This is a genomic window from Gimesia chilikensis, from assembly GCF_007744075.1.
In the GTDB taxonomy this organism is placed as follows: domain Bacteria; phylum Planctomycetota; class Planctomycetia; order Planctomycetales; family Planctomycetaceae; genus Gimesia; species Gimesia chilikensis_A.
This window is the reverse complement of the sequence record NZ_CP036266.1, coordinates 4,347,423-4,370,706: the sequence shown is the minus strand read 5'-3', so window position 1 is coordinate 4,370,706 and position 23,284 is coordinate 4,347,423. Positions and strand designations below refer to the sequence as shown.

Below are 23,284 nucleotides of genomic sequence, written 5' to 3'. Positions count from 1 at the left end.
CCGGCCGCCAGGGGCTGATCAGGTTCGCGTTGTGAGACCAATAATCTCTACGATCATTCCGGTTTTGTGATCACGACGCCCCATTTACCGAACTTGATCCGATCACCGGCCGCCACCCGGCGTTGATAGACCGAACAGACATTCCCGGGAATCTCGCGTCCGCCCGGCATCAGGAACAGTACGAATTCAGGAACCGCCGCCAGTTCGAATCCCTGCTTTTGTAATTCGTCCGTCACGTTATCCTGGTTACGGTCCGGAAGCGGAGTTACTGCGTAAACCACGCCCGGTGAGGTACAGACGACTTCGGTCTGCTCCATCGGGCTGAAGACAAACTGCCCGCCTTGCAGAAAACGAGGCAGCTTGTCGTGAAAGGCATAGCTGCGGTTACTGAAGATCACCTCGCCCAGCTTCACGTTGCGCATTTCGCCTTTCACAGGTTTCAACTGTGCACCCGACTCCTCAAGCAGTGCGGCACCTTTTTCATTCTTTTTCAAAGATGTGACTCGCTGCTTCTTCCGCCAGGGCTTCGGATTAACGCCCGTCGCATGGTTGATGAGCACCCGCTCACGCGCCGCAGAACTCTGATACTTCCCGGCCAGCACATCGGCTTCCGTGAATGTCGTCAGCAGAATATGTTTCTCATCCGCACGGTTCCAGTCATAAATCACGTAGATCGTACCGTCCGGGGCCTGGGTGGCATCCGGGTAAGAAACCGTGTCCCGTGCGTCCAGCAGCAACCCGCCTTTCCACGACTTGCCGTCATCATCGGAGAGATAAGCAGTCAGATGATTCCGCCCGCGGGCCCGTTCATCGATTCCATTGTGCTTGATCATCAACAGATTACCGGATGCCAGACGCTGGATATGAAAACGGGACGTTGTCTGCTGCAGATGATCTTTCACCTCGGTCCAGGTACGGCCGCCATCGGTAGAGACCGCTTCACCAATCCCGTGACCAGCGGTGCGAACCAGCAGCCACAAAGAGCCATCCTTCCGTTCGACGAGCATCGGTTCATCGCAGTTCCGGCGGTCCTTCGGAACGTTGGCGGCACCCCGCAATGCCCACGTGCGTCCCTGATCCTTTGAAACCATAACGCGATCGCTGTCATCCTGATGCCAGATCGCAGCCGGCATGAGCCACTCCCCATTCTTCGTCACGATCGGCTTATTGATCATCACACCGGGGAACAACGCCCGCGGTTTGGTCCAGGTGGGATTTTCCGCATCGGGGTTCTCGGTCGTGATCGACATCGTCACGTTCAGATCGCCCCCGTTCATCCACCAGAACAGCCACAGCTTGCCCGAGGGATCCAGCCAGAAACAGGGATCCGAAGCCCGACGAGGCCCGTCTCCGTCGGGGTTGATGACGAATTTCAAATCGCTCCAGGTCTTGCCATCATCGTCACTGGTCGCCGCCATCACATAGTTGAAGCGGTCTTCATGAATCGGTCCGGCGTACCAGCCCGCCCACAGGCGACCGCCGGGCGTCCGTTCAATCGTGGGGATTCCCTGATATTTGCGTGCCTCCGAATTTGATTCCGCACCCGGATGGAAATTGACCGGCGGATGAACGAAATCCTTCAGCAACTCTCCAGTGTCAACGGGAGTGTCCTTCGATTCCGCATGAAGAGAACCGCAGGTCATCAACAGCAGCAGGCAGGTGAGCGTCAGGGAAAGTCTCATGGTGGCAACCTTTGGAAAATGTAAAAATCGTGTCGCCTGGGAGGGGGCAGGAAGTCATTTATAAATATCCAACTGGAAACAGGTACTCAAACACTCCCGACAACATCAGTCCATGGTACAGTCACGGTGCACGAGTTTCCACAAAGCCGCACCGTGCATGGTGTTTACAACACGTTTTAAGAGGGATTCAGAGTGCCCTTATCCCATCTAGTTGCTTCACCCAATATTCACATATTGCACATTAAGACTTCATTTCGGCTCGTACAATGAGGAAAAATTCGGAAATCGTGGATTATCAATCCGCGACTCCGGCTTTTCAATTTCCCGCCAAAAGGTACTCGCTTCCGCCACCTGGACACCTTCCGTCCTTGCCACCCGCCGCTGGTACGCCCAATAACTTTATCACCCGCCATCCGTACATTTTCGGCTTTAGCTGCCCGCCATGGGACTACCTGGTCCTCGATCACCCGCCTTACGTACGTCATCGGCCATTGCTACCCGCCACCTGGACGCCCACGGTCTATACACGCCGTAGGTTTTATCTGCCCTTGGACGATTCGTTTTAATTGAGGGCGGTGGTTTTACATCCAATGAAAGGAAGATTATGCGTTCACAGTCCGGGCTGCGCGTCAGCCACAGAGGTTTTACGTTGATTGAATTGCTGGTGGTAATTGCCATTATCGCTATTCTGATCGCACTGTTGCTCCCCGCTGTTCAGCAGGCACGGGAAGCCGCCCGTCGTTCACAGTGCAAAAATAATTTGAAGCAGATCGGTCTCGCGATCGCAAACTACGAGTCAAGCTATACCCGGTTTCCCACATCAGGTGAATACACCGACGAACGCGCCGTTACCCGTCGCATGATGCCGGTGTCGATGCACGTCGCAATTCTGCCTTACACCGACCAGGCGCCGCTGGCTCAGAAGTGGAACTTCAACTTCCACTATACCAATGCCGTCAATGCTCCGTTGTGTAAGACAAAGCTGCCGGTCTATGTCTGTCCTTCCAGTTCGCTGACTCAGGTCGACTCCCTCGGTTATGGAATCACCGACTACATGCCGATTGCCTATACCGACCTCGACCCGACCACCGGATTGCGAAACCCGAGTGGCAGTGGTGCCTTGAACGCGGACCGCTGTGGTGCTTTGGGACCCTACAATCCCATCACGACCTCCATCGACGGGTTAAGTAACACCATTCTGGTGATCGAAGACGGCAACCGCCCGACCCAGACCGCCGGACACTACAACCAGACCCAGAAAATCGTCAACGGTGCTAACGGCCTGGATACAACACAGTTGTTCGCTACGGCCGACGTGGTTCCCGGAACCTTTGGTGGACCTTACGGTGCCCCCAACCGCTGGGCTGACCCCGATAACGGCAGTGGCGTATCCGGTCCTCCGAACATGACGGCCGGAAATCGCAAGAACATCATCAATAACAACAGTTCGCCGATTAACGGCCCTTCAGGTTGTCCCTGGGCCACCAATAACTGCGGACCCAACGATGAACCCTTCAGTGCCCATGTCGGCGGTTGCCACGCTCTGCTGGGTGATGGCAGCGTCCACTTCCTGTCGGAAAACATCGACGTCCACATCATCCGCCGCCTCTGCAACCCCAAAGACGGCGAAGTCGTCGGCGAGTATTAATCCTCAACAGCAACTCACTTGCTAATCCCAAAGACTCACAGCCTTCAGCGGACCTCCAGCTGAAGGCTGTTTTTCTAGCGGGTTTCACGAGATACACCTGGCAAGGAATCTCGCCACAAAACATCGCAACGACTAAGCAGGAGATCGCATGCTAAGCGAGGCACTTTTACTTGAGCTCAATGTCCACCTTTTCAATTTTGCCATTAAAGGCGTGTGGCGCCGTGTAGCCTTCTGAAACCGTCGAACCAAGGTCCGCCCCGATATCCAGCGTTTCAGTAGCGGAGAAGCGAGAAGGCACAACGTGTGGCACTTCGCCCCGGGCCACCTGTTTGCCGTTGACGGAGAGCGTCACGGTCCCGCCGACTGCCGGATTCGTTTTGGTGACCGGTTTCTGCTGGTAATCCATTTCGACTTTGACTTTACCAGAGGGAAGTTTCGCTGCGGACACGATCTTCGTTCGTTCTTTGCCGAAGAAATTGTACTCGTAGACCAGCTTGCCCTCTTCCACGTACAGCGAATAACCGCCCGCGCTACCCCCTTCGGCCACGATCACGCCCTGGGCTGCGTCATCACCGTCATCGATCGACGCGGTGATGCTGTGGGTCCGCTGATAGATCGGAGGGGCGCTCCCCTCGGGAATGCGATTGGTGCCTGGCGCGTAGCTGAAAATAGTTCGCCCACGAGTGACCGAGGGACGTTCGAGATTGAGGGCCCGCTCGGAAAAGCGGTCATCCAGAGGATAGACGTTGTACTTTTCTGCTTCCTGATCGAAAATCGCCTGCAGTTCCTTGACCTTTTCGGGGTGCTTTTGCGCCAGGTCGACCGCCTCGGAGAAGTCCTCTTCGATGTTATAAAGTTCCCATTTCGTATTGTCGAAACCTTTCGAACCGGTCAGTTCCCAGGGAACCCCCTGAAAGGCGGCTGCGACCCAGCCATTGTGATAGATGGCGCGGTGCCCGCCGGTCTCGAAGTACTGCGTCTTGCGTCGCCCTTCGGCACTGGGATCGGAAATGGTGTAAGCCATACTGGTACCGGCGATCGGCGTCTGCTTGACTCCAGCGACTGTCTTGGGCTCTGGAATTCCAGCCGCCTCATAGATGGTCGGAGCGATGTCGATGACATGGTGAAACTGACTCCGCACCGTACCAGCGTCCTTCACTTTGGCAGGCCACGAGATCACCAGACCGTTGCGGGTACCTCCGAAGTGCGAGGGAACGCGCTTCATCCACTGGAACGGCGATGAGCCGGCCCAGGCCCAGCCGACCGGGTAATGATTCTCGTGTTTTGGTCCACCAATTTCTTTGATCTCATGCAGCTGCCCTTCGACCGTATCGGGGATGCCATTTTGAGTCATCATGTTGTTGGTGGTTCCCGTCAAACTGCCTTCGGCGCTGGGGCCGTTATCACCGGCTATGTAAATGATCAACGTATTATCGCCGTCGGGCAACTTACGCACGGCGTCAATCAGGCGACCGACGTGATGGTCGGTGTGCGCCAGGAAACCGGCAAAGGCCTCCTGGTGACGGGCGTAGAGCCGACGGGCGTCGGCTGGCAGACTGTCCCAGCCGGGAATTTCCTGGGGGCGCGGGGTGAGTTTCGTATTCTCGGGAACGACCCCCATCTTTTTCTGGCGGGCCAGCGTTTCTTCACGAACCTTGTCCCAGCCCTGATCGAACTGCCCCTTAAACTTGTCGATCCACTCTTCCGGGGCGTGCAGCGGTGCGTGCGTCGCCCCCGTCGCGAAGTAGACAAAGAACGGTTTGTCGGGACTGATCGACTGCTGCTGATTGATCCACGCGATCGCGTCGTCTGCCAGGTCTGCCGTCAGATGATACCCTTCTGCAGGAGTTTCTGGCGGTTCCACCGGCACGGTGTTGCGGAACAACTGGGGATAGAACTGGCTGGTTTCGCCCCCCTGAAAGCCATAGAAATATTCAAAGCCGAGCCCTGTGGGCCAGCGGTCAAACGGACCAATGGGACTGGTTTCCCAATCCGGTGTATTGTGCCACTTCCCCCACGCGGCGGTGCTGTAGCCATTGTCCTTCAGCACCTCGGCAATCGTCGCACAGCTCCGCGGCCAGATGCTGTGATACCCGGGGTAGCCCGTCGACAGTTCCGTGATTGTGCCGAAGCCACTTTGATGATGGTTCCGCCCCGTCAGTAGCGCAGCCCGGGTGGGCGAACAGATGGCGGTGGTGTGAAAGCGGTTGTACTTAATTCCCGAGGCCGCCAGTCGATCCAGGGCAGGGGTCGGAATGGCCCCGCCAAACGTCGCAGGATGTCCAAAACCCAGGTCGTCGATCAGGATCAACAACACATTCGGTGCCCCCTGCGGAGGCGCGACCGGTTGCGGGTAGTCCTGCTCGGAACCCTCGAAGGTTTTATTGATTTTGCCTTTAAAGGGAGCATCGGGCAGCGGAAGCTGGGAACGATCAATCTGCTGTGCAGAACAAATCGCAGAGACGGGAAGTGACAGCACGACAACAGCGAGGAACGATAACCAAGGTCTCATGGAGGAACCTCCTGATTAGAGACAGTGCCTGCGGTAAGAGAACGTCAGTCAATTGTCAGCCATGGGAAACGAAATGTCCAGCAGAAATACCCGCTAACTGCATGATCTTAACAGTTGAGAAGTGGAAGACATTCAGAATCGCTGGACGAAGAAATCAATGTAAGCAGAAAAACAGGATCGCAACATTTCATTGCTGTTTTCAATCAGACCAACAGGCGTGTAGAAAGCTTCTACCAGTCTGTAATATTCAGGATACGTAATGTTCCATTGGGAATCGGTCATTAATGCAACAACAGGCCCTATGCTGAGAACATAACCCAACGGCAGGAGCAGTACCACGAATACGGGAAAGCGGATGGTTTTAGACTCTTTCTTGTCAGCCATGTGCACGTTTACCCTGGCTATTGATAGACAATGTGAATCTCTGAGCCATTACAAAGATTGACGTACCACCAGTAATACCGCTGTATGAATCCAACATGATCAATCAGCAGAAGCACCGGGGCATAGAAGGCGGAATAGCCATTCACATATTCCGGGTGGATCACGTTGCCCTTTGCATCAATCAAAAATGCAACGACAGGTCCGATGCTTAATACATAGATCACCAGCAACAGCAGCACGAAATACGAGATCGCCCGCAGGAGCCTGGCCTTCTTTTTTTCTGCCATAAAACAACCTCAATCAGCAGGGAAGCAACAACTTCAGTTTACCTGAAGCGAAGCAGAATGAAAGCAGATTCTTCACGTTCCTGCGCGGTTGCTCTGTGCTCATCGTCGTCCTCCGCTCCTCACCTAACGCAGCACGAACCGCCATACTGAGAATGGCAGCCTCGCCTGTTGACTCAGGTAAACTGATTAGATTCGGATACTGCCCCCTTTTCGGTCCGCCGAGTGTACCGCGTGCCTGTCAAGAGTGGATATCTTCTACTGACCAGACTTGTACCCATGATTCTTACGCGCGTTGAAATGATCGGAGAATATTCAGATACACTACTGACTCAAAGTGGTTTTCAATTGGAAATAACAGCAGGGTTACTCGTGTGATAGGACATGCCAGGGTGAGTTTGATACGACTCCTGGCGCGCAACACTAGGCCTGATTTTCTTAACTTTACTATTGTTAAATTTAGATTAATAGTACCCCGAGTCTGTAACGTTCGGGAAGTGAGAGCGACATACCATTAGGGGGGTGTTACAGGAACACTCCAGGTAAGTGAATGGAATGTTGGGTCATGAGGGAACCTGCGATTATCCCGGGCGGATTCAGGGGAAATTCCTGATACACATCAATCTGCCTTTATTTTTGTTTGTGGAGTTTCGATTCGATGCTGAGTTACAGGAAATCTGGATTTACTTTAATTGAACTACTGGTTGTGATTGCGATTATTGCGATCCTGATTGCATTGCTGTTGCCTGCTGTTCAGCAGGCTCGTGAGGCAGCCCGCCGTTCTCAGTGTAAAAACAATTTGAAACAGTTCGGAATTGCTTTACATAATTATCACGAAACATACGGAGTGCTGCCCATGGCCGCAAATCTTTCAGACGCAGGGACTTATTCACGACGTTACAGCGCCAATGTTTCGTTACTTCCTTTCTTTGAACAAGCTCCGTTGTTTAACTTAATCGCAGGTGGCGGAACGGCAACGGCCGTCAATGGGACGACCAACTACGCTGCATTTGGTGGTAACCCCTGGGACACGAATTATCTGCCATTTCGGCAACAGATTCCCATGTTTTTGTGCCCCTCCGATCCGGAATCCAGTCAGACCGCAGAACTGGCCGACACAAATTATGTTTTCAGCAGGGGAGATTCCATACAGGATAACAATCGCTGGGCCGGCAACGGAGGTCGGGGCCTGAGGGGAATGTTTTCCTCCATCGGCGATAGCGGGAACGATGGTACTTTTGGTCGTTGCGTCAGATTTCGGGATGTGCTGGATGGATTGAGCAATACCATCTCCATGTCGGAACGGGTCAAGGCCCAACCAAATTCTACTAACATTCGCGATGGTGCCATGCCCATGAATTTTGGAGATGCATTTCGCGGCAATCCCTCTCTGATTTATGGTCAGGTCGATTCCAGCGGGAATATTATTGGCAGTGTTGCTCGCGTTTCAGGAACCCGCTGGGCAGATGGTGCCCCAGCTTATACCGGCTGTACCACTACTCTGGGCCCCAATACTCCCAATGCCCTGAACAGCAGCAGCGACCAGGCTGATGGTGTTTTTGATCCGTCCAGTCGACACACCGGCGGTGTCCACTGCCTGATGGGAGACGGAGCCGTTCGTTTTGTCAGTGAAAACATTGATACCGGCAATACAACGTCTGGCTCTGTGACTGCTGGAAAAAGTCCTTATGGGATCTGGGGCGCATTAGGTTCCATTTCCGGAAGTGAAGTCATAGCAGAATACTAGACTGGGATCCGGGTTAACGAATGCGTCCGTCTCCAGAGCCATTGGGATTCAGCATCTTCAGAACGAAAACGCGATGGTTCATGAGAGGCGATTTAGAGACTGCTATAGAAGTCGAACCAGTCATTTCAGGGGCTGTAGAGCAAACGAATGACCGTTTACCCGACACTGCTTCTTTTCTGTTAATGATTTGCAGTCGCCGACGTTACCTCCAATCTGCCCAATCTGAAAAGGGAGCTTGTCCCCGTTTCAGATTGAACACGTAATACACTCACAAAAGCGCAGGATCTTCTATCGATGTTTCAAATCCGAATCCGCTGGATTGCCTTTTCCCTGATATTACTGGTGATGGGGTGTTCTTCTTCAGAACACCTGAAAGGGAGAGTTCCGGTTTCACCAGTATCCGGCACAATTTCATTTAAAGGAAATCCGGTCGAAGGTGCGATTGTCAATTTTGTTTCAGAGGATGGCAATCCGGTTGCAACCGGTAAAACAGACTCGACAGGAACATATTCGCTGACTACCTATGATGCGGACGATGGAGCAGGACTGGGGGAATATGTCGTGTTAGTAACCAAGATAAAGGTACCCCAAAAGACGCCGGAGGGGGCGGAGGACTCCGGATACCCAGGCGCAAAAAATCTGAGTCAACATCTTTTGCCGGAACAGTACAGCAATCGCTTGAAGTCTCCGCTGCGAGCTACTGTAACCGATGAAAGCTCAAGTAAGGACTTTGACTTCGAGCTGACTCCTTAAAGGAACAGTACCTGTTCAGGCTGGCTTATTGGGAGATGGGGGCAACCGCCTTAAAGGTGGTGCCAAACCGGATCTCATCGAAGTCGGAAGAATGGTTGGCATGAATTGCCAGACCATCGAACCGAAAGTCGGGAACTTTCAGGTGCATCGTTGCGGAATCCTCTGAAGGTTCGGTTTCGAGGGACGGATTGATCCAGATGAAGCAATCTTCCGGACCTTTTTCGAAATTAATACGGGCCACCAGAAAGACCGGCTGACCAGAGGGGATATTGCTGGTTTGCAGATTCACCTCGGCTCCTGTCAGCAGGCCAACTGCAGTCCAGTTTCCAGTGGGGGCGGCTCCCAGTTTACCAATCCGAAGTCCAGAGACTTCTTTTGAACCAATTACCAGGTACGAATAATAATTATGAAACGCGGAGCTCTTGGAAGATTGAGCCAGAAAACTGAACCAGACCACACTGCCGTCACGTCCTAAGCCGGCCTTGTCCTTGATAGAAGCAGGGAAATTCTGGAAATCAAAGCGTCTGGCGGTGATCGATCGGGGACTGGTTGCAGTTCGCATCAGATTCCCCCGGATCTTCAGTGAATGTCCTGTTTCGTCGGTGAACGACAAAGGACCAAACTTTCGCATATCATTGGAATCCCAGGGAAAGTCTATTTCATCGTAGCTGGCGATGATGGCTACTTTCGAATTGGTTTCCCGCCACGGTTCAGACCACCCTCGTCCGCCATTCAGACCATGCAGCCCCCCGCTTACAGGCCAGATAATGTCACCTTCGCGAGTGACAGTATACGGTGTCGCCGGATAGTCAAAGGGTTCATACGCCAGCAGGTCAGGTACCACTTCTTCAGGCACCGGAGGCTGATTGAAGGCGAACTGAACTCCGGCAATAATGATGTTTAATAACAGGCAGGTTATCACAACGCCAAGAATGATTTTATTACGTAATCCAGATTTGGACTTTTGCGGCGGAGGTGGTAAAGCAAGCGCCTCGTCAGCATAATCCATGTTGGCGTTGTTTAATGTATTCTGATCGTAGCCCAGGTCGGGGGCTCCTGTCTGATATCGCATCCGCAGGTAGGAGTGCAGGAAAATCCGATAAAAAGCATCATCTGTATTCTCAGGGCAGGCCTTGATCCAGGCCGACAGTTCGTCTGACTGTTCCTCTGTCAGTTCCAGATGATCAAGGTGCGCATCGATCAGTTCGTATGCCTTAGTGTCATCCATGAGATCGAGATTCATTCGCCAGGGTGGTTTTAACACACGAAATCAGTGCAGAACGTACACGCGACAAAGCCGTTCGTACCGTCCCTGCAGGAATGTCAAGTCGATGACTGATTTCCTGAGGTTTCAGGCCTTCGTAGTAACGCAATCGAAGTAGCTGATGAGATCGACCTGTCAGTTTTTTAAGACATGATTCAAGTGCCCACTTCTCATCAGTCAGATTTTCCTGAATTCGATCGCAGGCGAGGGCCAGGGCATCAATTGACTCACCAATGAATTTGACAGGACGCCTTTCCCGTGTGCGATAAAAGTCGGCAATTTTTATTTTGACGACCCACAGCGCCCAGGGCAGAAACGGACGGGCGGTATCGTAGTCATCAAAACGCCGGGAGATTTCGATGGCGACTTCCTGAAGGAGATCTTCCGCATCCGAGAACTGAGGGGTTGAAGCGAGAAGAAATGCCATCAGTGAAGGCTGGGCTTTGGACCAGTTCACGGTCAACAGTTCTCGCGAGTCCTCTCGCGACAGATGACGCGCCAGCGTGGGAGGCGAAGACTCCGTGTCAACTTCCCCTGATGGATGGGAAGAGGGGCTTTGAAATCGCTCTGAATCCTCAGGAATATTCATACTGGCACTGACATCCGATCAATAAGTGTAACTTTGCGTTTCTCCTCTATTGCAGGACAAATTATATTAACAGAAGGCAAAACGGTTGTCAGTGACACAATTGTGAAAAATAGATAATACTAAGTTGCGTTGTCTGGCTTTATTTATGTTTCTAATTCGCCAATTATGAAATCTTAGAAAAGGCGGCGTTTTGGAGATTTGAGGCTACTCTCAAAGTAACGTCGTACGATGAAGCAGACGCAGTTTCGGAAAACCCGTAAAGTGCGTCGGTCCATTGCGCCTCTACGCGTTGACACTGTATGGTCGGATTGTTCAGTCTAAAGTTCAACAGTTTAACAAGAATACTCGGCACATTTAGTTATTTTTCAACTCCAGAAAATTTTAACATCAGCTATGGAACAATTACATGTTGCCAGACTCCTCTATTTGTAGAGGAACATTCAAAATGGTATCTCATGAATTTCAACAACTGCGTTTGATTGGCTATGCCAGAGTGAGCACGGGTGATCAAGAAATCTCGCTCCAGATTGTTTCTGCATCCTGTGCCTGTTCTGCCAGCTCAAGCATCCGCAGAACGTAACTGTGATCATCTGAAATATTAACCGAGTACCGTTCGTAAAATTCATCAAGCTCGATCTTGTTAACTGCCAGATCAAGTATCAGCTGCTTATCATTTTCTGAAAGTATCGCCATCTTCTTGTTCTATACAATTTCTTCATTCTCTAAAAGCATGGGAATGAGGTTTATGTATTGGGTTGGTAGGGACTACCGTAGCCGGTGAATAATAGTAACCTAGATACCATAGCCGTCACAGATTTTTGCATGCGTCTCTGCTGAGTTGACCGCCAGCGAGATTCTTGTGACCAGATCAACTTCGTTGGGACTGGGATCAGAAAACTGAACCCCCAGTAACACATCATTGGCAAACGCATCACTTTCGAATTGACCAGAGCTTCGCAGATCCTGCAAAACCTCAGTCAGTATTGATTCAATTGAGTCGTTCTCTTCCATTTCATGGAGTATCTCATTCACAGCAGTAAAAAGGTCGAAGAAAGAGATGGGGGAATCCCATTCATACGCATTCACTTCGAAGTAATATTCCGATGTCCGATGGGATTTTACCTGCTGTAACAAGTCCGGATGTGATTTAAGCAACTCGAGCATTTCTTCGTCAGGTTGCGGACCTTTTCCAACTGGCTGTTTGCTCAACCAACCTTTGGTTGCGTATAAAACATCAATATCACCAAAGCCTGATGTCGGATAAAAAACCAGGGCATAAACCTCGTTATTACTGTGAGCTGTTTTCAGTCTCTCAATGACCCCCTCAGTCGCAGCACGAATGGCTGTTTTAAAATATGACAACTGTAGTCTCCCATTGAGAATGATGATTGAAATTAAGGACAGTCAGTTAAGAGGGCAGGATTCAATTCGACATGAGTCGCTGCCCCTTTTTATCTTCTCGGGAATTATGATATCGCACACGACAAAGTCGGACTCTGTTCGTGGTTTTCAGGGCGGATGTCGAGCGTTTCAGTAGCAGTTCGAAAAAACGAATTTTTAAACGATCACCGAAGGCGTCCAAAGAAATCAGACTCTTGATATTCTCAGTGCGCCAGTTTCAAGCGGTCTTGATACATTTTCAAAGCAAGCCGAGCCGTTGCTCTGCGATCGATGTCAGCAGTTTTGTCGAGGGCAGCTGCCTCGATCAGCGGACGAGATTCGGGCAGCAAGACCGCGAGTATCTCTGCAATCTTGTATCGCTTCTCCAATGAACAACCATCGCTTTTTTCCAGAATCAGAAGGGTCGGCAAATCGCCAAATCGATTGAGGATGGAAAATACCCGGCGATCCATCATATACCTTTGAGAGTCGGGGCTATCAATGATTGATTGCAAATCTCCACGCTGAAACATGCGTTCGATAGATTCACCAGGGTCTTTGAGCAAAACATCGAGTGCCTGAGTGCGTTCCTTCTCAGTTATGTATGCGGGATCTCGAAAGAGTGTGCGAATATTCTCATCCAACTTTTCCAACTTATGGTAATCAATTTTCTTTTTGATTCGCTTGTCAAAGATAATATTACCAATGGCGTGTGCTGCATCTTCTTTTCGTTCTGATTTCTTGACAATCTCTCTCAAGTAGGGAATGGCGCGTTGATCTCCTATCTCTTCGAAAGCTGAAACACAGGTCAAGTCATTGTCTGCTTTCTGTCCTTGGATAAACTCCAGATAATAAGCTTCAACAAATGGATAGGCGGATTCATCCCCCCCTTTTTCCGCAATGGCCCTGACGAGCCGTTGGTTCATCCGTTGGGGTAATCCTTTTCTATAAGCAAGTTTTACTATATCAGTCGGTTCAGCATACTTGAATAAAACATTAATGGCTGCTTGCAGATCCTCTTCCTGAGCTTTGGTATTCTGATAGACAGTTTGAGCACGAGCGAGTTCCTCAGACGGCTGATAATGAGCAAGAAACGGGGTAATACGTGCTGCCAGTTCAGGATATTGTTTGCGCAGGCGATTTAATACCGGTGGTGCCTTTTTTTGATCATCTGACCGAACTAATAACTCGAGATACCGAATCAAATCACTTGCTGAAGATTCTGCAATATGATCAGAAATGCGAGCGAGTTCCTCAAAATGCTTAGGGAGAGTCATCTGAGATAAAGCTTCCATGGCTTCCTGGATCGATAATGAATCATCGGTCGACTGAATCAATGCAATAATCCGTGTTGCAGTCTGGGGGGATCGAAAGGAACCAAGTGTGCGGAGAGCCTGGTTTCGTCGTTGCCAGACTTCTGCTGGAGCAGTGAGTTTCTTAGCACGCATTTTTTTAGGAAGATCGGGATCAAATTGGTTGAGCACAAACGGTAATGCGGCTGACTTATCCATTTGCAATTCTCGAATGAACCTCAGCGATTCATTAACTCGTTTTGGGTTCGATTCAGCGAGCTTCAACAACGTGGCGAAGTTTTGCTTTGAGTCAACTCCAGCAGTACACAGCATAAACAGGCGGCCCATTTGCTCCTGCACATCAAGCTTCGCGACATCAAGTTGATCGAGTCGCTTGATCAACTCTAATCTTGCCTCAATCCCCCTGTAGTTGTAGATTATTCTAAATCTTTCGAAGTCACTGTCGGATATGATTTTAGGCGACTTCACCTTAGCCTCAATCCATTCATCGGTTTCTGCATCACGACCAGGTTTGCTATTCAGTAATCGCGAAAGTTTGGACTGGAAGTCAGGGTATTCCTGCTGGATCTTAACTACTAATTGATAGGCCTGTTTTTCTCTTAGCCTGGAAAACAACTTAGTCATTAACAGTGGTCTGACCGTTATATTTATGGTTTTCTCAAGAACGGTCTCAATGTCAGCCAAATCAACAGGGTTATTGCCAAGAGAATAGCCGTTACCATTAGGACTTAAATTGACCGCAATAAAATGCAGCATCGTTGCCTTATTGGTGAGCCGAGTCTCAAAGCGACAGCCACCATTTTCTAGTTTTGTAACTGATTGGGGAGCAGGAGCAATAATTGGCTGGACGGTTGCAGGACATGTAACTGTCACAGGTACAGTTTGAAGCGCCGGAAATACAGCCGATAGTTCAGTTATGTCATTGGGCTGGATAGAGCTCCACGGATTGGGAAATGAATCCGTGTGACAATCATACTCAACGACGATTTTACTATGACTTTTGGCCTGTAATGGTGCGGCAAAGGAAATTAATACTGGCTGACAATTGTGATTTAAACGGTATCTGCGCGATAAAAATTCCGCCTGCTGTGGCCGACCAATTGCATCCAGCACAGTTGGGTCAGAATAAAAATCGTTACTTTCCCTGCGCGGCTCAGTGTCATACTTTATCAATTTCCCCGTGTAGGGGCTCACCAGTGACTCATTGAATCCCCATTGAGCGAGTTTTTTTGATCTTTCGATATCCTCTGTTTTTATTTCTTGATCGATATCAGGAAACAAGGTTCTCATGAGCGATACACTCGGGAGATGGGGTTGCGGATGGTAAGAATCGGCCTGGATATATCCGACAAACTGCTTTGACAGTTGCAGGCTTAAGCCCATATGGTCGTGAACGTATTTTAGCAGCGGACCATTGAGCAGTTCCTCTGGCTCACGCTGCATATCCCAGGCCTGACGTAACTTCGGTACAAGTTCTGCGAGATCTGGCTTAGAGGCTAACCACTGGTCAGCCTGCGCACGCCATTCCTTATCATAGGGAGCGAAACTATAACTTTGAGCAAGAATCGAAACGTATTTCCTTTGAGTATCGGGTAAGTCAATTCTAAACTTCGGATCGATCTCAGGCATCAACTCGATTAGATCGAGAAGAGAAGCATCTCCCCTGGCAAGATGATACGCAGCAGATACATTATCAGCACTTTTATAAATCAAATGATTCTTAACACGACTCTCAAATGTCGTGGAAATTTCCCTGAGATTTTCGGGGTCTCTGATGAGTTGCCGATATTTGGTAACTAAACCAAGTAGTTCCGCATCTTGCTGAATCAGGGCTTCAAGCCGATCCCCCCACTCGTCCTGGTTTTTAAATTGCCGATATCCAGTAAAAGGAGTTGCTGCTTTTAAGACCGGCTGAGTTTCATACTTCACTGGCTTACCATCAACCAGGATACGGCACCACGGCTTTTTGGTATTATACAGCGCGCTTAATGGAGCAGACACGGGAAAGGTTCGCGTAAACCTGTCAGGTTTGTCTGACGGGTTATGCAGCGTATAAGCAACGCGAAACGAAGTGTTCAAATATTGTTGTTGAGTAAATTGAACCTCAATATCAATGGCTCCCTGCTCAATTCGCACAGCAGACTCTTCTTTGTCCTGAAAAGCAAAAATGAAGGCAAGTGGCACCAAAAAGAAACACGAAATAATCAGGCTCAGAAAAAAACGGAGAGTGTTCGTGCGCATCGCGGACCTCATGTCCCTATGAGGGAGTTTGAGTGAGAGAGAACAGATTCAGGGTTGAGCAATTGTATAGTTCCCTTTCGATTCGTCAAGCTCTTCTTGAATGCGACTTATCTCGACACAAGACGCGGGTTGTCTTCCCGCATTCTATTTTTTTAAAGCGAACTTCAACTCGTCCAAATCACCTCACTTCGTTGGTAGTGAGTTAAGGGGGCAGCGACTCAATTAGATATGAGTCCCGCCCCATTTTAGCTTCCCATCCGTCTGCTCACTTCTTTCGCACTAGGACGTTTATCAGGCTCCATCGCCAACAGATCAATCAGCTCGCTGCGGAACTCAGGGGGAATCTTCTCGGTCAGTGATTCGACGAAATCCGATCTCCATAAAGCAGAGATGATTTCCAGAGCCGACATGTCGCGCATTACTGATGCACCACACAGCATCTCGACGAGAATTAATCCCAAGGAGAAAATGTCGCTGGCTGCAGTCAATCGATCACCGCGGGCCTGTTCGGGGGACATATAAGCCGGGGTACCAGAGATCCCGTTGGAGTCCGCGGCCGAGACGGTGGCAGCATCGACGGGATTGGAATTGAGTACCACGGTTTCATCCAACTCCAGCTCTGCTGCTTCCGGTTCCGTAGCGACATCTGCGTTCGTCGTGACCGTAAACTGCGGTCCGGTATCGGAGCCGGCTCTGGTGACGACCTCCTGGTGTCGAAAAGAACGAGCCAGCCCGAAGTCGACAATCACCGGTTCGTCTCCTCCCCGCAGCAGAATATTGGCCGGCTTCAGGTCACCGTGTACGATTCCCTTTTCGTGAGCGGCAGCCAGTCCTGAAGCAATCTGCTGCGCGATCCTGCGGAACTGACGGTCATCGAATCCGTCGCCAATCAGATCTGCAAGTGAGCCACCATCGATGTACTCCATGACAATCGTCGGTATGGTGTCAATCGTATCCACAGAATAAATCGTGCAGACATTGGGGTGCTGGATGCCGGCTGCCGACCGTGCCTCACGCAGGAGTTGTTTTTCAGTCTGATCATCCTGTTTCACGATGATTTTGAGCGCAACTTTACGACCGAGACGCAAGTCTTCGGCTGCAAAAACCTGCCCGAAAGCACCCCGGCCCAGCTCGCGTTCAATGCGGTAATGGCCGAGAACCCGGCCCGGCATCAAAAGCGACACGGTATCCAGCACACCATCGGCACGTTTCCAGTTGGCCGGACAGAGTCCTCCGGACTGTAAAGCATCCAAGATACGCAGGACGTCTTGTACATTCCGACCCACGCTCAAGTCATAACTCGCGGCAAAGCGCAGGATCCCTTCCGGGTCAATCAGAAACAATCCGCGATTCGGCAGACCGTCGGACTCCCGCCAGACACCAAAATACTGGCATAGCGTGGCCTGGGGATCAGAGGCCAGGGGAAAGCGGAGTCCTTCGACACCTCCATCGTTCGCAGGAGTTTTCAGCCACTGCGCGTGAGTCTCGAGGGAGTCGATGCTCACCCCCAAGAGATCGCAGTTGAGTTGATCAAACTGCGGTTTCTCAGCACTGAATCCGGTGAGTTCGGTGGGGCAGACAAAGGAGAAGTCATGCGGATAGAAGATCAACGCCAGCCAGCGTCCCTGGTAATCTGCGGACTGGATCTGCGCGTGTTGCAGGTCGGGGGTAACCACGCTCAATTGAAATGGTCGAACCTGTGAACCAACGACACAGTTTTGTACGGAGTTCATTCAATCTCCCCTGACACTTCAGACTCAAAGACGCGACACGAACGCAGGCACTCCAATTTAACAGGCAAATCCATTACTGACTGCCATCAGCCAGTCTCAGAGCAATGCCTTTAACTCTCGTCATAACCAGCGAGGTCAAATGAAACCAGCAGGCCGTAAAACAAAAAAGCCTTAAGCTATAGAAGCTTAAGGCTCTTAAGAATGAGGGCGCAGGGATTCGAACCCTGGACCTACGGATTAAAAGTCCGTTGCTCTACCAACTGAGCTACGCCCTCATTTGTTCTCACTGTATTTTGATCGGCCGGAGCATTTATTGCGGCGTGGTTGGTGTCCGCTGCTCGACAGGCCGTTTGATGACTGAGTCAGGATAATAGCAACAACCACAATCACTTCACAACGTTACGGGCAAAAAAAATCTCTCTAAATTCATATTTTCTCAACCCTTAGTCGTTCAGACGCCTCTGCTCCCTGACAGGTTCGCTTATTCCCGCCTCTGAACGTTTTTAAAGTGACTGCAGGGCCGCCGTCCACGGCCCGTTTCGTCCCCTGACTACGCACTGTAATCGCCCTGTGTGTACATTCCATCAATATAACGCCACTGGGCCGGGTTTGAATTCTTTGGCTGCAGAGCTGCCGGCAGACGCCCGGGGCGGACGTTATCGTAGCACTGCAGCATCGAGAACCGGTGGATCGCTGCCGGAATTCCGACTGATGTGAAGACCGGATGTCCCGTCGAAGGGAAGGGGCCGCCATGATTCATCGCCGGGCTGACGGCCACGCCGGTGGGCATCTTGTCGTTCAGCAGTCGGCCCACCTTCTGACGCAGGGCCGGGGCGACCAGATCGTACAACCCGTCATCCTCACCTGTGGTCTGACTGTAAATGCAGCCGGTCAGGTTCCCTTCCAGGCACTCGGCGATCTGAACCAGCTCCTCATCACTCTCCGCGACGACAAACAGCGAACTGTTGCCGAACGCCTCGGCCTGCAAAGCTTCGGGATCTTTCAGGAAGGCACTCCCCGAGACCCGCAGCAGTGTGTTCGCACAGGAGAACCCGTCGCCCTCAGTGGAAGTCCCGCCGGTGACGAGTGTCGCCCCTGCTTCCTGAATCGCGGTAATACCGGACAGGAAGCCACGCTGCACTCCTTCGCTCAGCAGCACGCCGGCCGGGGCCGCTTCGAACTGCTGTTTGACCTGATCGATGAAGGTCTCCGCGGTTTCGCCCCCTTTGAGGACCACCAGCCCCGGATTCGTACAGAACTGACCGGTTCCCATCAGGCAGCTCCCCTTGAATTCCTCCGCGATCTCCGCGCTCCGCTCGGCCAGTGCACCCGGCAGAACGAAGACCGGGTTGATGCTGGAGAGTTCCAGGTAGACCGGCTTGCCCGCCTTGTCGGCCGCTTCCTTGATGGTCAGCCCCGCACTCCGTCCGCCGGTATAACCGATGGCCCCCATCAGCGGGTGCGACACGAGACGGCAGCCGTCCGAGTGGCTCGTTCGGTAGATCAGCTGCACGAAACCGGCCGGCATGTCAGTTGCTTTAGCAGCTGCGTCGGCGGCCTCTCCGAAGATGCGTGTGGTTTCCGGGTGCGAAGAATGTCCTTTGGCGATTACCGGGTTCCCCGCGGCAACCGCGGCGGCGAAGTCACCCCCGGCGATGCTGTTGAACGCAAACGGGAAGTTGTTCGGGCCAAACACGGTCACGGGACCAATCGGCCCGAACATCGAACTAATGCCGGCGGCGGTGTCGATGGTCGGCTGCGCCCAGGAACCTTCGCGGGCATGATTGGCGGCCTGACGCAGCTGATTTGTCGTTCGCGGCAGCTCGCCGTCACGCAGCCGCGGTGATTCGGGATAGCCAGTCTCCGCATGGGCGGCGTCCACCAGGGCGTCGGCGCGGGCTTCGATCTCATTCGCGTACGCTTCCAGGAAGGCGGCAAACCGTTCGCCCGGCCAGCCTCGCATCGCCTTGGACGCTTCGGCGGCCGCGATGATGGCAGATTCGATTTCATCCCAGGGGCTGACGGGGAACAGCGGGGCCAGCGTTTCGCCGGTCGCGGGGTTCACTCCCTGAAACGTCTGAGACCCTGTCGAGGTCGTCCATTCTCCGTTAATCAGAACCGGTTGTGTTTCCATGATCTATCCTTTTTCAACCTGCTTTTTTGCGGGGCAATCAGTTAGTATGTGAAGCGTGTGTTTTCGTTTGTCTTTCGATTTGAGCAGAGGCAGTCCGCTCTGATGCAGCAATTTGATGTGGTGATCCTGGGAGCCGGTTTCGGCGGCAGTCTGACGGCCCTGTTGCTCGATCGCATTGGCCTCTCCGTCGCCCTGTTCGACCGCGGCACCCATCCCCGTTTCGCGATTGGGGAATCCTCCACGCCCGCCGCCGGCTATCTGCTCCAGTCACTGGCTGCACAGTACGATCTTCCACAATTTGAGCCATTTTGCAAGTATGGGACCTGGCAGCAGGCCCATCCCGACATCAGCTGCGGTATCAAGCGGGGCTTCAGTTACTTTGCCCACACGCCGCATCAGCCCTTTCAGACGCAGCCCGCGCATGGCAGCGAACTGCTGGTGACCGCCAACCTCAGTGACACCCTCGCCGACACACACTGGTACCGGGCCGACGTCGATCACTGGTTCGCCCGGCAGGTGGCAGCGTCCGGCATCGTCTATCGCGATCAGACCGAAGTTGAATTACAGCACAACGCCCCGGGCTGGCAGATCCAGGGGACCCGACTTGGCGAGTGCATCGACCTACAGGCAAACTTTCTGATCGATGCCACCGGGGCCGCGGGTATCGTTGCCCGCGCGCTGGGCATCGAAGCGGAAACCGAATTCAAAACCCACTCGTCCGCGATTTTCGGGCATTTTCGCAATGTCGCTCCCTGGCAGACCATCCTGAACGGGCAGGGCATCTCGCAGAACAATTATCCGTTCTACTGCGACCATAGCGCACTGCATCATGTCCTCGATGAAGGCTGGATGTGGCAGCTGCGGTTCAATAACGGCATCACCAGCGCCGGCTTCGTTCTCGACGGAGAAACAGGGCAGCAGAACTGGGAAACACTGCTGGACCGTTATCCCTCGATCCAGGCTCAATTCGTTTCTGCAGAATGTGTAGATCCGGAAGACGGACTGCAGACCACCGGCCGCCTGCAGCGGGGCTGGAAAGAGTGTGCCGGGCCGGACTGGGCGCTGCTGCCTCACACTGTCGGTTTCATCGACCCGTTACACAGCACAGGCATCGCTCACACGCTGTGTGGCATCGAACGGCTCGTTACCGTCCTGGAACAGCATACAGGGCAGGGGACGCTGACCGAAGCTCTCGCCACATATTCGCACTCACTGCAGACCGAGCGCTCGCTGATCGATACACTGGTCGCCTGCTGTTATCGCAGTCGGCACGATTTCGAACGGTTCTGGCTGAGTACGCTCTTCTATTTTGCCGCCGCGACGAGCTATGAGCACCTCCGCTTTCACGAACAGCAGCGGCCCTGGCTCCTCTGTGCCGACGATGAACGTTTTCGACAGGCGGTCACTGACTGGTATCAGCTCGTTTCCCGCCAAGATCATTCTGCAGGACACAAAACTGACTGGCTGCAGACAGCGCGTGAACTGCTCGCGCCCTGGGATCGCGTGGGGCTGTTCGAGCCAGCGGTGCCTCACATGTATTACTACACCGCGGCCCCGGAAGCGGAACCGCGGTGAGCAATAGATCGACTAAATTAAGTAATGATGGGCGAGCGTTTCTGTGCCAGCTCTTCCATCATGCTCTGGATATTGGACGTGATCTCTTCCGGGCTGGTTGCGATCCCCGTCATCAGGGAAGCGTTCCAGAACAGCTGCCGACCGCATTGCTTAATGAAGGCATGCTGATCTGCGTTCGACGAGAGCGTGCAGAGCCGCTTGATCAGCTCGGCGTCCGGGTTGATTTCCAGAATCCGCTTGCTGGTCGGGAAGTCCTTGTTGTTCATGCTCAGGACTTTCTGCAGCTGCGAACTGATGGCCCCTTCCGGCATCACCAGGCAGCAGGGGCTGTCAGTCAGACGATCCGATTTGGTCACCGATTCCACGTCGTCCTTGAGTTCTTCCTGGAACAGAGAGAGGACCTTTTCAAACTCGGGAGTCAGCGCTTCCTGTTCTTCCTTCTTCTCGTCCTCTTTTTCTTCGCTGTCCGTTTCGGCTTTCTCGTCGCCCGGCAGTTTTACCTCGGCAGAGTCGATCGAGACGATATCAAAGTCTTCGAACTTCGCCAGGTTCGAGAGGACGATCTCATCCATCGGGTCAGGCAGGTAGAAGACTTCGATCCCCTTCTTGCGGAAGATTTCCAGGTTCGGATTGCGGGAAATCGTATGGAAATCGTTACCGCCCAGGTAATAGATCTGCTTCTGGTTCTCGTCGGCCTTTTCGAGATAGGCTTCCAGCGAAACGAGCTCGTTTTCAGAGGTCCCTCGTGACGAGGGGAACCGCAGCAGTTTGGCAAGGGTGTCGCGGTTCTCGAAATCGGTGCCGATGCCTTCCCGCAGGGCACTGCCGAACTGGCGATAGAACTCGAGATACTTATCTTCGTCGTCCTTGGCCATCGACGCCAGGTGAGAGAGCACTCGTTTGGTGAGTACCTTTTTAATTTTGCGAAATACGGTGTTGTCCTGCAGTGATTCGCGTGAAATATTCAACGGCAGGTCGGCTGAGTCGACCAGGCCATACAGGAACCGCAGGTATTCGGGGAGCAGGTCCCGGTTATCATTCTGTACCAGGATCCGTTTGGCACACAGGCTGATGCCGTGCTCGGTCCGGCCAAAGCCCATCAGTTCCAGGTTGGTCTGCGGGCAATAGAGGATGGCGTGGAACTGGAACGGTGAATCGCTGCTGAGATGCAGGTGCCAACGGGCCGATTCTTCCCCATTGTGAGCCAGGTACTGGTAGAAGCCGTCGTACTGCTCCTGTGTGAGCTGCGTTTTTGGCTCGATCCAGATCGGCTTCTGATCGTTAACCAGTTCGTCACCCAGCTTGATCGGGTAGGGGACGAAGGTCGAATATTTATTGAGGATGTATTTGAGCCGCGTGTCCTGGGTGTATTCATCCAGATCTTTGCGGAGATGTAGGCGAATGGATGTTCCCCGGCCGATGTCTTCCTGCGGTTCGATGGTGAAATCGCCGGAACCGTCCGATTCCCATTTCCAGCCTTTTTCTTCCCGGCAGCTGCGAGTCAGGACTTCGACCTTGTCGGCCAGCATGAAGGCGGAGTAGAACCCGACGCCGAATTTACCGATCAGCGAGACTTCTTCCTTTTCATTCCCCTGGGCGTTTTTCAGAAAGTCGAGCGAACCACTGTGGGCAATCGTACCGATGTTCTCGATCAACTCATCGTGAGTCATCCCGACGCCGTTGTCACAGATGGCCAGTACGCGGTTTTCTTTGTCCGGCTCAAGACGAATCTCAAGAGGCTGCTCATCTTTGAGGGATTCATCCGTCAACGAAAGGAACCGGTACTTGTCCAGGGCATCCGAGGCGTTTGAGATCAGCTCCCGGATGGCGATTTCCCGATTCTGGTACAGTGAGTGGGAAAGCAGATCGAGAAGTTTTTTGATTTCTGCCTGAAACGTGAATTTTTCTGGTGCGGTTTTTTCGTTCATGATCTTTCTCTGAATCGAAAACAGACAAATAGAGTAACGAATCAATCAACATTGATGTCCTGCTGGTCAACAGACGGCAGCCGGACAGATCGTGCTCCGTTTATAAAGGGAACGGAA

The 23,284-nt window shown here is 52.3% G+C and carries 16 protein-coding genes and 1 tRNA gene; 4 read left to right on the top strand and 13 right to left on the bottom strand.

Annotation, left to right across the window (positions count from 1 at the left end):
- Nucleotides 1-53: 53 nt before the first annotated feature.
- Nucleotides 54-1,682: a sialidase family protein gene (locus HG66A1_RS16405; RefSeq protein WP_145186126.1), complete on the bottom strand. Its 1,629-nt coding sequence runs from the start codon at nucleotides 1,680-1,682 to the stop codon at nucleotides 54-56.
- 604 nt (nucleotides 1,683-2,286) lie between these two features.
- Between HG66A1_RS16405 and HG66A1_RS16400 the strand changes: the two genes are divergently transcribed.
- Nucleotides 2,287-3,330, top strand: coding sequence for a DUF1559 domain-containing protein (locus HG66A1_RS16400; RefSeq protein ID WP_145186123.1), 1,044 nt, complete (start codon nucleotides 2,287-2,289; stop codon nucleotides 3,328-3,330).
- Between the two features lie 166 nt (nucleotides 3,331-3,496).
- On the opposite strand, the gene HG66A1_RS16395 is transcribed toward HG66A1_RS16400, so the two are convergent.
- From HG66A1_RS16395 to HG66A1_RS16385, 3 genes are all read right to left on the bottom strand, one after another.
- Nucleotides 3,497-5,842: an arylsulfatase gene (locus HG66A1_RS16395; protein ID WP_145186120.1), complete on the bottom strand. Its 2,346-nt coding sequence runs from the start codon at nucleotides 5,840-5,842 to the stop codon at nucleotides 3,497-3,499.
- Between the two features lie 132 nt (nucleotides 5,843-5,974).
- Nucleotides 5,975-6,226, bottom strand: a complete 252-nt coding sequence (locus HG66A1_RS16390; RefSeq protein ID WP_145186115.1) for a hypothetical protein — start codon at nucleotides 6,224-6,226, stop codon at nucleotides 5,975-5,977.
- Between the two features lie 17 nt (nucleotides 6,227-6,243).
- Nucleotides 6,244-6,513, bottom strand: coding sequence for a hypothetical protein (locus tag HG66A1_RS16385; protein WP_145186112.1), 270 nt, complete (start codon nucleotides 6,511-6,513; stop codon nucleotides 6,244-6,246).
- 655 nt (nucleotides 6,514-7,168) lie between these two features.
- On the opposite strand from HG66A1_RS16385, the gene HG66A1_RS16380 reads away from it, so the two are divergent.
- Both HG66A1_RS16380 and HG66A1_RS16375 read left to right on the top strand, forming a co-directional pair.
- Nucleotides 7,169-8,257, top strand: coding sequence for a DUF1559 domain-containing protein (locus tag HG66A1_RS16380; RefSeq protein ID WP_145186109.1), 1,089 nt, complete (start codon nucleotides 7,169-7,171; stop codon nucleotides 8,255-8,257).
- Nucleotides 8,258-8,551: 294 nt separating this feature from the next.
- Nucleotides 8,552-9,010 (top strand): hypothetical protein, encoded by a 459-nt coding sequence (locus HG66A1_RS16375; RefSeq protein ID WP_145186106.1) that lies wholly within the window; start codon nucleotides 8,552-8,554, stop codon nucleotides 9,008-9,010.
- A gap of 25 nt (nucleotides 9,011-9,035) precedes the next feature.
- On the opposite strand, the gene HG66A1_RS16370 is transcribed toward HG66A1_RS16375, so the two are convergent.
- The 8 genes from HG66A1_RS16370 to HG66A1_RS16335 form a co-directional block, all read right to left on the bottom strand.
- Complete coding sequence (locus HG66A1_RS16370) at nucleotides 9,036-10,238, bottom strand: hypothetical protein (RefSeq protein WP_145186104.1); 1,203 nt, start codon at nucleotides 10,236-10,238, stop codon at nucleotides 9,036-9,038.
- Nucleotides 10,231-10,863: a sigma-70 family RNA polymerase sigma factor gene (locus tag HG66A1_RS16365; protein ID WP_145186101.1), complete on the bottom strand. Its 633-nt coding sequence runs from the start codon at nucleotides 10,861-10,863 to the stop codon at nucleotides 10,231-10,233. The genes HG66A1_RS16370 and HG66A1_RS16365 overlap by 8 nt, the downstream gene beginning before the upstream one ends.
- 507 nt (nucleotides 10,864-11,370) lie before the next feature.
- Complete coding sequence (locus HG66A1_RS32035; RefSeq protein WP_197996621.1) at nucleotides 11,371-11,556, bottom strand: hypothetical protein; 186 nt, start codon at nucleotides 11,554-11,556, stop codon at nucleotides 11,371-11,373.
- A gap of 99 nt (nucleotides 11,557-11,655) precedes the next feature.
- On the bottom strand, nucleotides 11,656-12,225 hold the full coding sequence (locus HG66A1_RS16355; RefSeq protein WP_145186098.1) for a hypothetical protein: 570 nt from the start codon (nucleotides 12,223-12,225) through the stop codon (nucleotides 11,656-11,658).
- A gap of 242 nt (nucleotides 12,226-12,467) precedes the next feature.
- On the bottom strand, nucleotides 12,468-15,797 hold the full coding sequence (locus tag HG66A1_RS16350) for a hypothetical protein (RefSeq protein ID WP_145186095.1): 3,330 nt from the start codon (nucleotides 15,795-15,797) through the stop codon (nucleotides 12,468-12,470).
- Between the two features lie 245 nt (nucleotides 15,798-16,042).
- Nucleotides 16,043-17,530 (bottom strand): protein kinase domain-containing protein, encoded by a 1,488-nt coding sequence (locus tag HG66A1_RS32720; protein WP_145186092.1) that lies wholly within the window; start codon nucleotides 17,528-17,530, stop codon nucleotides 16,043-16,045.
- A 202-nt stretch (nucleotides 17,531-17,732) separates the two neighbouring features.
- A tRNA-Lys gene (locus tag HG66A1_RS16340) sits at nucleotides 17,733-17,805 on the bottom strand.
- Between the two features lie 275 nt (nucleotides 17,806-18,080).
- Nucleotides 18,081-19,664, bottom strand: coding sequence for an aldehyde dehydrogenase (NADP(+)) (locus HG66A1_RS16335; RefSeq protein WP_145186088.1), 1,584 nt, complete (start codon nucleotides 19,662-19,664; stop codon nucleotides 18,081-18,083).
- Between the two features lie 102 nt (nucleotides 19,665-19,766).
- Here HG66A1_RS16335 and HG66A1_RS16330 point away from each other — a divergent pair, with 102 nt between their 5' ends.
- Nucleotides 19,767-21,239, top strand: coding sequence for an NAD(P)/FAD-dependent oxidoreductase (locus HG66A1_RS16330; RefSeq protein WP_145186085.1), 1,473 nt, complete (start codon nucleotides 19,767-19,769; stop codon nucleotides 21,237-21,239).
- Nucleotides 21,240-21,256: 17 nt separating this feature from the next.
- On the opposite strand, the gene htpG is transcribed toward HG66A1_RS16330, so the two are convergent.
- Entirely contained in the window at nucleotides 21,257-23,167 is a 1,911-nt protein-coding gene (htpG, locus tag HG66A1_RS16325) for a molecular chaperone HtpG (protein WP_145186082.1), read from the bottom strand.
- Nucleotides 23,168-23,284 lie beyond the last annotated feature (117 nt).

What these genes read in the sequence shown, in the direction of transcription:
- HG66A1_RS16405 (WP_145186126.1), bottom strand. Translation starts at nt 1,682, where the DNA reads ATGAGACTTTCCCTGACGCTCACCTGCCTGCTGCTGTTGATGACCTGC.
- HG66A1_RS16400 (WP_145186123.1), top strand. Translation starts at nt 2,287, where the DNA reads ATGCGTTCACAGTCCGGGCTGCGCGTCAGCCACAGAGGTTTTACGTTG.
- HG66A1_RS16395 (WP_145186120.1), bottom strand. Translation starts at nt 5,842, where the DNA reads ATGAGACCTTGGTTATCGTTCCTCGCTGTTGTCGTGCTGTCACTTCCC.
- HG66A1_RS16390 (WP_145186115.1), bottom strand. Translation starts at nt 6,226, where the DNA reads ATGGCTGACAAGAAAGAGTCTAAAACCATCCGCTTTCCCGTATTCGTG.
- HG66A1_RS16385 (WP_145186112.1), bottom strand. Translation starts at nt 6,513, where the DNA reads ATGGCAGAAAAAAAGAAGGCCAGGCTCCTGCGGGCGATCTCGTATTTC.
- HG66A1_RS16380 (WP_145186109.1), top strand. Translation starts at nt 7,169, where the DNA reads ATGCTGAGTTACAGGAAATCTGGATTTACTTTAATTGAACTACTGGTT.
- HG66A1_RS16375 (WP_145186106.1), top strand. Translation starts at nt 8,552, where the DNA reads ATGTTTCAAATCCGAATCCGCTGGATTGCCTTTTCCCTGATATTACTG.
- HG66A1_RS16370 (WP_145186104.1), bottom strand. Translation starts at nt 10,238, where the DNA reads ATGGATGACACTAAGGCATACGAACTGATCGATGCGCACCTTGATCAT.
- HG66A1_RS16365 (WP_145186101.1), bottom strand. Translation starts at nt 10,863, where the DNA reads ATGAATATTCCTGAGGATTCAGAGCGATTTCAAAGCCCCTCTTCCCAT.
- HG66A1_RS32035 (WP_197996621.1), bottom strand. Translation starts at nt 11,556, where the DNA reads ATGGCGATACTTTCAGAAAATGATAAGCAGCTGATACTTGATCTGGCA.
- HG66A1_RS16350 (WP_145186095.1), bottom strand. Translation starts at nt 15,797, where the DNA reads ATGCGCACGAACACTCTCCGTTTTTTTCTGAGCCTGATTATTTCGTGT.
- HG66A1_RS32720 (WP_145186092.1), bottom strand. Translation starts at nt 17,530, where the DNA reads ATGAACTCCGTACAAAACTGTGTCGTTGGTTCACAGGTTCGACCATTT.
- HG66A1_RS16335 (WP_145186088.1), bottom strand. Translation starts at nt 19,664, where the DNA reads ATGGAAACACAACCGGTTCTGATTAACGGAGAATGGACGACCTCGACA.
- HG66A1_RS16330 (WP_145186085.1), top strand. Translation starts at nt 19,767, where the DNA reads ATGCAGCAATTTGATGTGGTGATCCTGGGAGCCGGTTTCGGCGGCAGT.
- htpG (WP_145186082.1), bottom strand. Translation starts at nt 23,167, where the DNA reads ATGAACGAAAAAACCGCACCAGAAAAATTCACGTTTCAGGCAGAAATC.